This window comes from Flavobacterium polysaccharolyticum (genome assembly GCF_038739875.1).
In the GTDB taxonomy this organism is placed as follows: Bacteria; Bacteroidota; Bacteroidia; order Flavobacteriales; family Flavobacteriaceae; genus Flavobacterium; species Flavobacterium polysaccharolyticum.
Genome location: NZ_JBCGDP010000010.1, coordinates 55705 through 69272, shown reverse-complemented (window position 1 = coordinate 69272; position 13568 = coordinate 55705). Strand labels below are relative to the sequence as shown.

The window sequence follows — 13568 nt, the reverse complement described above, 5'->3', positions numbered from 1 at the left end:
AGGTTTTGACAAGGTTTAAGGTTGTTTAAAGTTTAATAGGGTTTAAGTTGTTCAAGAACTTATCCGGTTTAAACAACCTTAAACCTTAAACTTTAAACATTTTTTTACCCTTTGTAAGCAACTTTATGCTCGATGTAAGTAAAAATCCTATCGAAAAGTAGTCCTACTAATCCAATGATAATGATGGCCGATATTACTTTTTCGAGGCTCAAGGCATTCCAACTGTCCCAAACAAAGAACCCAATTCCAGCGCCTCCAGAAAGCATTTCACCTGCTACTATTACCAGCCAAGCCACGCTGATACTGAGTCGCAATCCGGTTATGATATGTGGTAAGCTATACGGAATTAGTATTTTTGTGAGGTAACGCATTTTGGAAAAACCAAAGGCCTTAGCCACGTTTTTATGATCTTGTGGTATGGACCCTACTCCAAAAGAGGTATTGATAAGCGTTGACCACAGTGATGTAATGAAAACGATGAAAATAGTAGCCATTCCGGTGTCTTTAAAAACCACCAAACCTATTGGAAACCAAGCTAAAGGCGACACCGGTTTTAACAACTGCACAATGGGATAAAAGATTTGTTTGCAAATCGTGCTGGCTCCCATCAATATTCCAATCGGTATGGCAAATAATGACCCAATTAAAAATCCTGAAAGCACTGTTTTGATGGAGGTAAACAACTGCAATCCGATGCCTTTGTCATTAGGACCATAATCATAAAAAGGATCGCTCAACATTTCCTTGAGCACCGTAAGTGTCGCTACTGGACCTGGCAAAGCTTGCTCTGTAAAATAACTCATAAGGCTCCAAAATCCGGCAAACAAAAACAATCCAACTAAGGCCAATAGGGCTGATTTTGATTTTTGAAGCAGGTTTGTGAATAACAATTTCAAGTTTGCTTTTCCTTGATCGCTACTTGTAGCAATAGCTTGCTCTTGAATACTTTCTGCACTCAAAGCATCGATAGTGAGGGTGTTTTTATCTGACATAGTATGCTAATTAAATTTCTATTTTTTTTATTTTTTGAAACATATAAGTCATTGAAGTTTTTTTCTCTATTTTAAACACTTAAATAACTTATATGTTACAACTTTCATTATTGTTTGTCTTTACTTTTTAACCACTTTTAGGTAGGCCGCAGGATTGGAAGGATCAAATACGGTTTTATCCATCGTTAAGGCAAAAGGTTTCATATCGTCGTTGGGTACTTTTACATTCATACTTTTGGCCACTTCTTTGTATAAATCATCCAGAATAAGTTTATCAGCAATGGCGGTATAATTGGGCGCTTCCTTTAAGTAGCCAAAACGAACATACTGTGCCATGGCCCAAATAGCATGCGATTTTCTAGGATAATTTACCATTCCGCCTTTATGAAACAACATATAGTCATTGTCATAAATTTCAACACCTTGGTTACATCCTAAGTTGTAGTCTCCCATAAGTCTTGCCTCGATAACATCAGCTGGTGCATTTACATAAGGCGCTTTACCAATAATCGCGGCGGCTTTTTTTCTGTTTGAAGGTACGTCAAGCCACTTACAAGCTTCCATAACCGCTTTCATAACTTTTACTAAATCGGTTCTGCGTTTGGCACTAAATTCTTTGTTAACTACCAAGGCTTTCTCAGGATGGTCTTTCCAGATGTCTTGTGAGGCTACTTGTGTAAAACCTATCCCTTGTTTTACAGCAACACCACCCCAAGGCTCGCCAACACAGTAACCGTCCATATTTCCCACTTTCATATTGGCAACCATTTGTGGCGGTGGAATGGTTATAATTTTGACTGCTTTTTGATTCAATCCTGCTACAGACATCCAGTTGCGCAACCATAAATCGTGCGTTCCTCCTGGAAAAGTCATAGCAAAAGTGACTTCTTTCTCGGCTTTCAATTTAGCCGCAACTACTGGGGTAACTTTATTCATTTGTTTAAAACCAACTTTGCCACAAAAATCATTGGATAAAGTAATGGCTTGACCGTTTACGTTAAGCATCATGGCAATCATCATTTCTGAACCTGCTTTCCCTCCTACCCCTGTGTAAACAGAGAAAGGCATAGAATACAAGCAATGAGCACCATCGAGTTCGCCTGTTAAAATCTTATCACGAACATTGGCCCAAGAAGATTCTTTGGTCACTACTACCTCAACACCATACTTTTTAAAAAGTCCCAATTCTTTAGCCATTACGATTGGGGAACAATCGGTTAAAGGAATAAATCCTAATCGTACAGGGTCATTTTGTGCCGCAATGGATTGAAAAAAAGCGACGGTTACAATCAAAAAAACAGATTGTATGGTTTTGTTTATTAATGTTTTCATATTTCTTGTTTTAAGTTTTATAGTTTATTGTTGGTGGTTCGTGGTTCGTGGTTTGCGGTTTGTGGTTTGTGGTTTGAAATAATCAGAATTATCAAATCACTAATGCACAACACCTAACACCCACCATAGCATTACTTTTTAGCTAAAAAATTAGGGGTAATATTGAGCATAATATATCCAAAGTGAGGCGTTAAGTCAGCATTAGCAACGTTTTTTACAGCTGCAGAAGCCATAGTGTTGGTGGCTTGCATATAAGAATAACCAGCCTCTAAATTGATCATTTTAGTCAAACCATATTTCACAGTAACATCTAACTCGGTACCCAGATATTTGTTAAGGTTCCCTGCCAAGGTACTGGCCGATTCAAATCCGTGCAAATCAAAAGTGAAACTCAAATTATCTTTAGCATTGTATTTCGCTTTTAAGAAATAATTCAATAACCCTTGGCTTCCAAAACCACTAGCTACATAAAAATAGTCCATATATCCCCAGAATTTGTGTGGTGTTCCATACAAAGGATCAAAACGATTGCTCTTACTTGTTGCAGTCACTGCTTTTGTTCCGTCATTTCCAGAAAGGTAATCGATTCCTGGGCCTACAAACCATTTGCGTCCCATTTGATAAGTAGCAGTAACAGAAGCTAAATTTGCATTAATAGAGCGACCGTCTTTGTCTTTACCTCCTTGGTGATAGACGCTTCCTGTAAGGTTCAATTTTCGAGTTAGAAAAGTATTGAAGAAAAATCCCGCAGTGTTTCGGCTCCAAACGCCTTCTGTATTCACTTTTGTAACCACTGCTGGTGTTCCACTAGTTACAGTGGTATACTTATTAAAGTCGTCTTTAAAGAATAAAAAGGAAATGTCTCCAAAAGAAAACTTTTTGTCAACATATAAGTACTGAAAAGATTTGTACATCGTCCCAATTCCATTAGTACCAGCGCCATAAGCAGGATTAGTACCATTATAAATTGTTCCTGAACTAAGTTCTTTGTTTTGATTAAAAGCTACCCCTACATCGGCAATCCATCCTTTGTTGGCATATTTAAATACAATGGCATCGTGGCGACGTCCTTGTTGCAACCAATCCAACCCCCCTAATACTTTTTGATCATCATAAGAAATTTGTTGACGTCCAATCTTTACTGACATATTTTGAATAGTGCTTAGTGTATCTATCAAACTTATTTCTCCCCAAGCTTCGTGCAACAAAACACCATTATTCACTTCTGTAGTGGTTCTATTGATTGAGGAAGCATCCTGCCCCCAAACTCTCACGTCTTGTAGTGCCGTAAAAACTTTGAAACGGTATCCAGAATAGCCCAAATTTAATCTGGCTCTTTGTGAATTGAACAAGGCCGTCTTCTCTCCCTTCTTTTGTAAAGTTCCAAATCCTGCTCTAATTTCTGTCCTTTCTCTGATTTGTCCTGTTGCCGTTAATTGTGCTTTAGTAGTGTTTACAGAAAAAAGAGTAATCACTCCGGCTAGTAAAGCGATTTTGTATCCTTTTGTTGCTGTACTTACTACTTCTTTTTTAAATGAATGTTTTTTGTTGGTTAACATAGTTTTCGGTTTTGATTAGTACATTACAAACTTAATTAAGTATTTATACGTACGTATTGTGATTTTACAAACAAAAAACTCTTTTTACCCCTTCTTTTATAGTACTAAAAAGCGGGCTATTTTATGCGTTTTCGCAATAAAAAAATTAGAATCCCAATAAAAACAGCCCTTTAGCACAATACCAATACTTAGATAATTACCACTAGTTCACAACAAAACAACGCTATAGTATTCAAATACATAAAAAAAAAAGCCTCATTAAAGAGGCTTTGCGTGCTACATTTCAAATAAATACGGTAAACTATCTAAATTTAAATGTATTTATGATCCATAATTTCGGTTCTTAGCTTAGTTATATTTAACAATCCTATTCTTTTTCCAGTAGTTTCTATTAATTGTTCTTTTTTTAAACTAGAGATCATTCTGGTCACTTGTTCCTCTGTGGTACCGGCAAAATCTGCTATCTCTTTACGGGATAACGCTATGTCTATAGTGCCATCTGTTTGACCAAATTTTCTATGGATGTACAATAAAGAGTCAATCACACGTTCGCGAACATTCATGTGTGCAATTTTCCGAATATTATTTTCACTTTTATTGAGTTCCTCTGCATAGAACAACATTAAATCATAGGTAAATTCTGGAACAGTATGCAAAATTTCGAGCATAACTTCATTACTAAAATTACACAAAACAGTATCCTCTAAGGCGTAAGCCCCAATCAAATAGCGTTTACTGGTACCAAAACCTCGAAAACCTAATGTATCACCGTCTTTGGTAAAGCGAACAATTTGCTCTCTACCATTAATACCGGTTTTTATGGTTTTAACTTTCCCTTTTTTTATAAAATACAGCCCTTGCATAGGAGCACCCTCAATTATAAATTGATGACTTTTTTTACATAAAAAGCTATTTTTTTTATCCAAAAAAGGTTTCATTTTATCCAAATGCAAATGCTTTTTTATAAAACAATTTTCATTGTTACAACTATTGCAATGTGCTAAGGCTTCCTTCATAATTGTATCTTTTTAAAATTAAATTCAAACTTTACATAAATAATTAACCGTCACGATTTCCTGCATTATTTTGCTTTTACCACGCTATAAATTGTAGTATTCTAAAAAATGAGCTTGGGATTTATCGTATCTCGAATTTTTATTCAAACTTAAGAAAAAAAATAAATTACATACGTATTTTTACGTAAAAATACTTATTTTTACAACTGATTTATCGAAATACAATTTTAGATAATCATTATAAAGAAAAGTGTAAATAAAGAAGTGTAATAATGCAAAATTCTGAAATCAAAACTACCTGTTCCTACTGCGGCGTTGGTTGTGGCATCCTCGTTACAAATGACCCTAAAAATGGAGTAATTGTAAAAGGAGACCCTGATCATCCTGTAAACAAAGGAATGCTTTGCTCTAAGGGAATGAATCTCCATTATGTAGCCAATGACATTTCGGATCGCATTTTATATCCCGAAATGCGTTGGAGCAGAAATCAACCTTTAGAGCGCGTCAATTGGGATAAAGCTTTAGAGCGAGCAGCGGCAGTTTTTTCGACTATCATAAAAAAACACGGCCCTGATAGTGTGGGTTTTTACATTTCTGGGCAATGTTTGACAGAAGAATATTATTTGGTTAACAAACTAGTAAAAGGTTTTTTGAAAACCAATAATATAGATACCAACTCGAGATTGTGCATGAGCTCGGCCGTTGCGGGCTACAAAAAAACCTTTGGAGAAGATTCGGTTCCTATAGCTTATGAAGATATAGAACTTGCCGATACTTTCTTAATCACAGGAGCCAATCCTGCTTGGTGCCATCCTATTTTATTTAGACGAATTGAACAACACAAAGCAAATAACCCGAAAGTAAAGATTATTGTTATTGATCCTCGCAAAACAGATTCGGCTTTAAATGCAGATTTACACTTACAAATCATTCCAGGCACTGATATTATACTGTACCACGCTCTTGCAAAAAGAATCATCGAGAAGGGCTATACCGATCAGGATTTTATAAAAAATCATACCGAAAACTACCAAGCCTATAAAGCATTAGTTGGAGCGAGTTCGTTAGAAAAAGCCTCAAAATTATGTGGTGTCTCGGTTAATGACATCAAACTTGCGGCAGATTGGATAGGCAAAGCCAAAGGTTTTCTATCTCTTTGGGCTATGGGATTGAACCAAAGCGCTATTGGCGTTGATAAAAACACTGCCCTATTAAATCTTTCTCTACTGACAGGACATGTCGGGAAACCAGGTTCGGGACCGTTCTCACTAACTGGCCAACCCAATGCTATGGGAGGACGAGAAGTTGGTGGAATGGCCAATCTATTAGCTGCTCACAAAGAATTAAGTAATCCAATACATCGTAAAGAAGTTGCCGATTTTTGGGGTGTTTCTGATATTTCTGAACAACCGGGTCTAACTGCAACTGAGATGATTGAAGCATTGAATTCTGGAAAAATGAAAGCCATTTGGATTATCTGTACCAATCCTTTAGTAAGCCTGCCCAATTCAAGAGCGGTAGAAAAAGCATTGGAGAACGCCAAATTTGTAGTGGTCCAAGAAATCTCGCATCGCTCGGATACGGTTAAATACGCCGATTTGCTGTTACCCGCAGCTGGATGGTTGGAAAAAGAAGGAACGATGACCAACTCAGAACGACGCATCTCCTATTTAGCCAAAGGAATCAATCCTCCTGGAGAAGCTTTATCAGATGTAGAAATTATCACTCGCTTTGCCAAAAAAATGAATTTTAGTGGTTTTGATTATGCCACAACAGAAGAAGTGTATCGTGAATATACTTCGCTGACCAAAAACACCACTATCGATATTTCGTTTTTAAATTATAATAGACTACAAAACGAAGGCACTTTTCAATGGCCCGTGCCTGATTATGGACATCCTGGCACACCTCGATTGTTTACAGATAAAAAATTCTACACTCCTTCTCAAAAAGCCATTTTCAATATTCCAACAGCCATCGAAAATACCTCGGAGGCCCCAAGTTCTGAATTCCCTTTTATTCTTACCACGGGAAGAATTAGAGACCAATGGCACACCATGACCAAAACAGGAAAAGTCTCCCGATTAATGACACACATTTCAAGTCCAGTATTGGACATGAACGCTATCGATGCCTATAAAGCAGGTATACAATCGGGCGATATTGTGGTAGTTACCAGCAAAAATGGTACAGTACGAGTTAAAGTAAAGGTATCCAATACCATTCGAGAGTCTGTTGTTTTTCTACCTATGCATTGGGGAAAACAATTGGATAACGATTTAAATCGCACCAACAATCTCACGAATATTTTAGTAGATCCTGTTTCAAAAGAACCCGACTTTAAATACACCACAGTTGCCATTACAAAGTATGTAAAACCTATAGAAAAAATTGCCGTAATTGGTGCTGGTGCTGCCGCCTTTCGATTCATTCAAAACTATAGAGAACTCAATACCGAAGATGAAATCATTGTCTTTTCGAATGAAGAAAACCCTTTCTACAATAGAGTTTTACTACCTGAATATGTGACTGCTGAACTTTCATGGGAACAACTTCAAAAAATAAAAGCCGAAGCTTTGGCTAAATTGAACATTACCCTACAATCCAATGTTGCTATTACTGCTATCAACCCCACAACGAAATCTATACTTGATACTAATGGTATTTCTCATACCTATGATACTTTGATTTTAGCCACAGGCAGCCGTCCTTTTATTCCCGAAAATGCGCAATTGCACTTACCCGGCCGTTTTACGATGAGAAAAAAAGCAGATGCCGATCGTCTTAGAGATTATCTAGATCAAACTAGACTACCTTCTGAAGACCAACACGTAGTAATCGTTGGTGGCGGATTATTAGGCCTGGAGTTGGCCGCAGCTCTAAAACATAAAAAAGTAAAAATCACCATTATTCAGCGAGCATCACGTTTAATGGAACGTCAATTGGATCGAATTTCGAGTAAATTATTAGCCGAAGAAGTACAACTTAGAGACATCCAAATTTACTTTGACAATGAAGTCAGTACTGTATTTAGCACCAAACGTCCCAACGAACTAGAAATCGCTCTAAAAAGTGGACGAACCCTAACGGCCAATGCTATCGTTTACACGATTGGCACCATTCCTAACATCGAAATAGCCAAAGAAGCTGGAATTGTTTGTGCCAGAGGCGTAAAAGTCAATCAACATTTACAATCCTCAAATCCTAGTGTTTTTGCCATTGGAGAAATCGCTGAATTTGAAAACAAACTCTTTGGTATCACCTCGGCAGCCGAAGAGCAAGCCGATATTCTAGCCAATTATATGGCAGGTGATGTAAGTAGCCACTACAAGGGTTCGGTATTGATGAATATTTTAAAACTGGAAGATATCAACTTATGCAGTATTGGAGAAATCGAAGTGCCAGAAAACGATGATTCGTATGAGGAAATCGTATTTTCGGATTTAGGAAAAAGGTATTATAAAAAATGCATTGTCAAAAACGATTTGCTTATTGGTGCCATTCTGATGGGAGACAAGAACGAATTTGCCGAGTTCAAGACCATGATAGAAAGCAAAATCGAGCTTTCGGACAAAAGAAATACGTTGCTAAGAGGCAGCTCCAATACCAAACCCGTTTTAGGTAAATTGGTATGCTCCTGTAGTCAAGTAGGTAGTGGAAATATTGAAGAAACTATAAAAAGTGGCGTAACAAATTTCACAGAACTCTGTAAAACAACTGGAGCCGGTTTGGGCTGTGGCAGTTGTAAAACCGAAGTAAAAGAACTCATTTCAAAATACAAATAGTTTTAATTGTAGCATTTTATACTGTTAGACTAAGCACTAAAAAAGGATACAAAATATGGATTTAACACGATTGATAGTCAAAGGAGGCGTAATCTCACCAGGCGAATTGAAAGAGGTAGTTTCGATGGGACTTTCTCAAGGTCAAAAAGCCGTTTCGTTTGGATCCCGACAGGATATTATTTTTCCAGTAGGTTTAGGTTTCGACACTATTGATAAAGAAAAAACAGGGAAACACCATTTTGTTTTTCCAAATGAACAAAGTGGAAACAACATTGTTTCTTCTTATGTTTCGACGGATATTTTTCGAAACACCCCTTGGCTTACGGGTAACAAATTCTTGTATGTTTTAGAACAATTCAAAGAAAATCCAAAGCTAAAAATCAATATAACGGATCCAAAGCAGCAATTGGTACCCCTTTTTACAGGACAAGTTAACTTTATTGCCTCTGAACATGAAGATTATTGGTTTTTGTATCTGCGATTGCCACAATGGGAGAAAATGGATCGCTATCCTGTTTTGGTTTACAGTTGGAATATAGCATCCCTTTATTATGCTATAGAAGCCATTTTAGTAGAAGAACCTGATTCTGCCGAAATGATTTTTGAGTTAATTAATGAAACTTTAGACACCAATAATAGAACGATAGATCAACCCTTACATATTCCGTTTTATCCCTTCCCCTATTACGAGGGAATGAACAAAATGGGAATTGACCAATATTGGCTGGGCTTGTATTGGCGCAACAATCTCTATGATTTGCAATTTTTGAACGAAATGTGCGATTTATGTTTTGATTGTAAAATTGGTAAAATTTGCATCACGCCTTGGAAATCTTTTATTGTCAAAGGAATTCCAAAAGAACGAAAATTAGATTGGGAAAAATTTTTAGGAAAGAAAGGTATCAATGTAAGGCATTCGCTTTTGGAACTGAATTGGCATTTGCCAGTGGCCGAAGAATGGGCTTTAGGACTAAAAACCTTTTTGGTAAGAACGCTCGATCAGTTTGACATTAGTACTTATGGACTTACCTTTGGGATTTCAGACTACAATAGAGAGGGACATTATTTTACTTCGATTGTAATTGAAAGAAATGATATCCCAAAAGATTTGGAGTCTATCAAAATCAGACCCACTTATAATGTGCTTTTTGCAAAAAATTTTGATCCCAATACCAAAGAATATCTTGTTCATACACAAGATGTAGACAAACTAGAATTACCAACTATATTGATTGAATTAAGTAAATTGTATTTTGAGAAATTAGGAAATTCTGTTTTGGAGATTAGTACTATACCGACCCAAAAAGAGGAAACCATTCAAGAATTACATCAATGCCAAAATTGCTTAACCATTTATAACGCTACTTACGGTGATGACTCGCAAGGCATAGCAAAAGACACTCTTTTTGAACAACTGCCAGACACCTATTGCTGTTCGCTTTGTGAGGCACAAAAAAAAGACTTTAAACTGATCAGTAAATTAAAAAGTTATTAGCTTATGTAGCGCTAAGCAAAATGTTTCGGAAACCGCTTTTTTTTTTGCGTGAGGGATGGCAGTCAATGTCATTAAGTTAAGGAATTACTCTTTTTGTTTTCAAGCAGATTTCGCAGATTTACGCAGAAAAATCAGTTAAAATCTGTTGAATCTGCGTGCTATTTTTTTTCTTTTTCCTCTTAACTTAATGACATTGGGATGGCAGTGGAGCTCTCCCGATTTTTCATCGGGAAGCGGGAACGTATAGCCAGACCCGACTTTTTCTGGCGGGGCACGCCCAAATTATAATTATAGACAATCTCTTTTATATGGAAATCAATTTTAAAACTGTAAGCTCGTCCTATGTAATCATCTCGGAATTGATGTTGCCCTCTCATACCAATTTTAGTGGCAAAATTCACGGAGGCTATATTTTATCGCTATTGGATCAAATTGCATTTGCTTGTGCCTCTAAGTTTTCTGGTAATTATTGCGTTACCGCTTCGGTAGATACGGTGAATTTTTTGAAACCGATTGAAGTGGGGGAACTGGTTACTATGAAAGCTAGTGTTAATTTTGTAGGGAATAGTTCAATGATTGTGGGTATTAGAGTCGAAGCCGAAAACATACAAACTGGCGTCATAAAACATTGCAATTCTTCCTATTTTACGATGGTTTCCAAAGATAAAGAGGGAAGAAACGCACCCGTTCCGGGTCTTATACTTACTACACTGAAAGAGGTGAGTCGTTTTGAAAATGGGGTGCAACAAATAGCCTTAAAAAAGGAAAGAGAGTATCAAAAAAGCATTGCCACTTTCGGTACCATTGAATCGATCTTGAAATCCAATCAGTACAAAGTTAAGGTGGCGTTGGAGTAAGGTGTAGTACATAGTCCTTAGCCACTAGTGAGTAGTCCTTAGTGGTTAGTCCATAGTAGTTTCTAATTAGTTTATTAAAAATAAAAAAGCGTTTGAAAATAGAAACTTCAAATCCTGTATAAAATTCAAAGACTTATTACTAAGAACGAATTACTATGGACTAAAGACTAAGGACTATAAACTACAAACTATAAACTATAAACTATAAACTATGAACTAATCACTAGGGACTACTCACTAGGGACTACTCACTAAGGACTATAAGCTAATCTCTTTTACCCCCATACTCTCCAAATAATGTTGGTCAAGACTAGCATGTCTAACGGTTTCTCCAATAATGATAATGGCGGGAGAGGAAAGTTGGTTTTGTTCTACTAACTGACTTATGGTCGAAAGGGTGCCGATTACTTTCTCTTGATCTGTTTTGGTTCCGTTTTGGATAATGGCTATAGGTAAATCATCGTCTCGGTGACTTTGATAAATGGACAGGATTTCTGCTAGTTTATGCATCCCCATCAAAATAACCACTGTGGCTGCGGATTGTGCGGCTAAATAGATGTCTTTGGACAACTCGTGATTAGAGGTGGTGCCGGTAATGACCCAAAAACTTTCGGCTATTCGGCGTTGTGTCAAACTAATCCCATTGACCGCTGGCACACCCAAAGCTGATGAAATTCCTGGAACTATGGCAGTTGTAATACCGTATTGTGCTGCGTAGGCAATCTCCTCTATTCCACGTCCAAAAACAAATGGATCACCTCCTTTCAAACGAACAACATGACCGTGTTTACGAGCCATAACAACGATTAGTTCATTAATTTGATCTTGCGTATAAGCGTGGCACCCCAATCGTTTGCCAACAAAAATTACTTCGGAAGCTGAAGTATATTGCAATAAATTCTCATTGACTAAGGCATCATACAACACCACATTCGCCTTTTGCAAAGCTTTAATTGCTTTTAAAGTGATTAGCTCTTCATCTCCTGGGCCAGCACCAACAAGGGTTAACTGAGGTTGTATTGTTTCGTTCATCTTCTTAGAATTTAAAATTAAGTAAAAATACTTAATTCAAATATACGTAATTCTACTAAACACAAAAACAATATTCTCTTTTTTTAGCTGTGCAACATCAAGAAAGTTGATTTCTTAAAATATATCCCAACTTCAGCCACATTATTATGAAATTCTACACTAAATTAAATAGAATAAATAAAGTTCTTCTAAATCCCCACCTTAAGTCTTAAGCTTTTTCTTTTTGGCCGCTGGGAATAACACATTATTTAAGATTAAACGATAACCTGGCGAATTAGGATGTAAGTCTAGTACCGTAGCGGGATCGCCTACTTGGTGTTGAAAATCTTCGGGGTCATGTCCGCCATAGAAGGTAAACATTCCTTTGCCTTTTTGCCCATGAATGTAACGTGCTTCTCCATTAAGTTCACAACTTCCTAAAAGCAGTATGTTGGATTTTACTAATTCAGCGTCAAAAGCGGTAGTTTGTCCCATAAATCCCTTAATCAACTGAGTGTGATTTTGACACAGCATACTGGGAATTGGATCCCACTTGGCTGAGAATTCCATCAAGGTAAAATAATCTTTCTCCATAGGAATTTTTCTTCTACCCGTCATATCGATATTAGAGAATTCATATTGTTCGGGACGACGCTCCAAGGTGAAGTTTTTAAAAGCAAAAGATCGTTCAAAATTTAACAATGATTGATAATTAGGCGAACTAGCATCGCCATCAAACATAGTTTCGCAAATATCAATTCCTTCGGCTGCTAGAGCGATATCAAAACTATCGGTCGCAGAACACATAGCAAACATAAAACCTCCACCAATAACAAAATGACTAATCTTTTGTGCTACCGCACCTTTTTCCTCGGAAACTTTGTTATAACCTAGTTTCTTCGCTAAAGCTTCGGCTTCTTTTTTCTGTTCAATATACCAAGGAGTGTTCTTATAGGCACTATAAAATTTACCATATTGACCGGTAAAATCTTCGTGATGTAGGTGTAACCAATCATACAACAATAATTGATCCGACAATACTTCTTCATCATAAACAGCTGTAAAAGGAATCTCTGCATAAGTCAACACCAAAGTCACTGCATCATCCCATGGCTGTTTTCCTTTGGGGGTATAAACGGCTATTTTGGGTGCTTTTTCCAACAATACCGATTCCATATTTTGAGAAGGACTTGCAATCTGGTTTAATAAATCCGTTTCTTCACTATCTGACAGTAATTCAAAACTTACTCCTCGAATCTGGCATTCTTTACGAATTTCGGGAGCATCTGGTAACAAAAAAGATCCTCCTCTATAATTGAGTAACCAACTGGCTTTATAATTTTTATCTAAGCACCAATAGGTAATCCCATAAGCCTTGAGGTGATTTTGCTGTGAGGTTTCGTCCATGGGTAATAAAATAAAACCCGCATGGGCAGAAATCGTGCATAGAAAAAGGAATAATAAACAAAGTGATTTTGATTTCATTGAGTGCAATTTGTTTCTCAAAGATAAAACGATAGC

9 protein-coding genes are annotated in these 13568 nt (G+C 36.9%); 3 read left to right on the top strand and 6 right to left on the bottom strand.

Annotation, left to right across the window (positions count from 1 at the left end; translation table 11 throughout):
• Window positions 1-104: 104 nt before the first annotated feature.
• The 4 genes from ntrB to WFZ86_RS11320 form a co-directional block, all read right to left on the bottom strand.
• Window positions 105-992: a nitrate ABC transporter permease gene (gene ntrB, locus WFZ86_RS11335; protein ID WP_342692018.1), complete on the bottom strand. Its 888-nt coding sequence runs from the start codon at window positions 990-992 to the stop codon at window positions 105-107.
• Between the two features lie 120 nt (window positions 993-1112).
• Window positions 1113-2324, bottom strand: coding sequence for a CmpA/NrtA family ABC transporter substrate-binding protein (locus WFZ86_RS11330; RefSeq protein WP_342692017.1), 1212 nt, complete (start codon window positions 2322-2324; stop codon window positions 1113-1115).
• Window positions 2325-2455: 131 nt separating this feature from the next.
• Window positions 2456-3883, bottom strand: coding sequence for an alginate export family protein (locus WFZ86_RS11325; protein ID WP_342692016.1), 1428 nt, complete (start codon window positions 3881-3883; stop codon window positions 2456-2458).
• A gap of 311 nt (window positions 3884-4194) precedes the next feature.
• The gene (locus WFZ86_RS11320; RefSeq protein ID WP_342692015.1) at window positions 4195-4899 is read right to left on the bottom strand and encodes a Crp/Fnr family transcriptional regulator; all 705 of its coding nucleotides are present in this window, start codon (window positions 4897-4899) and stop codon (window positions 4195-4197) included.
• A 272-nt stretch (window positions 4900-5171) separates the two neighbouring features.
• Here WFZ86_RS11320 and WFZ86_RS11315 point away from each other — a divergent pair, with 272 nt between their 5' ends.
• The 3 genes from WFZ86_RS11315 (at window position 5172) to WFZ86_RS11305 (ending at window position 11036) form a co-directional block, all read left to right on the top strand.
• Window positions 5172-8684, top strand: coding sequence for a molybdopterin-dependent oxidoreductase (locus tag WFZ86_RS11315; protein ID WP_342692014.1), 3513 nt, complete (start codon window positions 5172-5174; stop codon window positions 8682-8684).
• A gap of 55 nt (window positions 8685-8739) precedes the next feature.
• A complete protein-coding gene (locus tag WFZ86_RS11310) occupies window positions 8740-10179 on the top strand; it encodes a rubredoxin (protein ID WP_342692013.1) in 1440 nt (479 codons plus the stop codon).
• Between the two features lie 308 nt (window positions 10180-10487).
• Entirely contained in the window at window positions 10488-11036 is a 549-nt protein-coding gene (locus WFZ86_RS11305) for an acyl-CoA thioesterase (RefSeq protein WP_342692012.1), read from the top strand.
• A 258-nt stretch (window positions 11037-11294) separates the two neighbouring features.
• Here the strand turns inward: WFZ86_RS11305 and cobA are convergent, their stop codons facing one another.
• Together cobA and WFZ86_RS11295 are read right to left on the bottom strand one after the other, a co-directional pair.
• On the bottom strand, window positions 11295-12068 hold the full coding sequence (gene cobA, locus WFZ86_RS11300) for a uroporphyrinogen-III C-methyltransferase (RefSeq protein ID WP_342692011.1): 774 nt from the start codon (window positions 12066-12068) through the stop codon (window positions 11295-11297).
• 201 nt (window positions 12069-12269) lie between these two features.
• A complete protein-coding gene (locus WFZ86_RS11295) occupies window positions 12270-13532 on the bottom strand; it encodes an asparagine synthetase B (protein ID WP_342692010.1) in 1263 nt (420 codons plus the stop codon).
• Window positions 13533-13568 lie beyond the last annotated feature (36 nt).

Bases quoted from the DNA above. Each gene is read 5' to 3' on its own strand.
- WFZ86_RS11305 (WP_342692012.1), top strand. From the start codon at position 10,488: ATGGAAATCAATTTTAAAACTGTAAGCTCGTCCTATGTAATCATCTCG.
- WFZ86_RS11295 (WP_342692010.1), bottom strand. From the start codon at position 13,532: ATGAAATCAAAATCACTTTGTTTATTATTCCTTTTTCTATGCACGATT.
- cobA (WP_342692011.1), bottom strand. From the start codon at position 12,068: ATGAACGAAACAATACAACCTCAGTTAACCCTTGTTGGTGCTGGCCCA.
- ntrB (WP_342692018.1), bottom strand. From the start codon at position 992: ATGTCAGATAAAAACACCCTCACTATCGATGCTTTGAGTGCAGAAAGT.
- WFZ86_RS11320 (WP_342692015.1), bottom strand. From the start codon at position 4,899: ATGAAGGAAGCCTTAGCACATTGCAATAGTTGTAACAATGAAAATTGT.
- WFZ86_RS11325 (WP_342692016.1), bottom strand. From the start codon at position 3,883: ATGTTAACCAACAAAAAACATTCATTTAAAAAAGAAGTAGTAAGTACA.
- WFZ86_RS11310 (WP_342692013.1), top strand. From the start codon at position 8,740: ATGGATTTAACACGATTGATAGTCAAAGGAGGCGTAATCTCACCAGGC.
- WFZ86_RS11315 (WP_342692014.1), top strand. From the start codon at position 5,172: ATGCAAAATTCTGAAATCAAAACTACCTGTTCCTACTGCGGCGTTGGT.
- WFZ86_RS11330 (WP_342692017.1), bottom strand. From the start codon at position 2,324: ATGAAAACATTAATAAACAAAACCATACAATCTGTTTTTTTGATTGTA.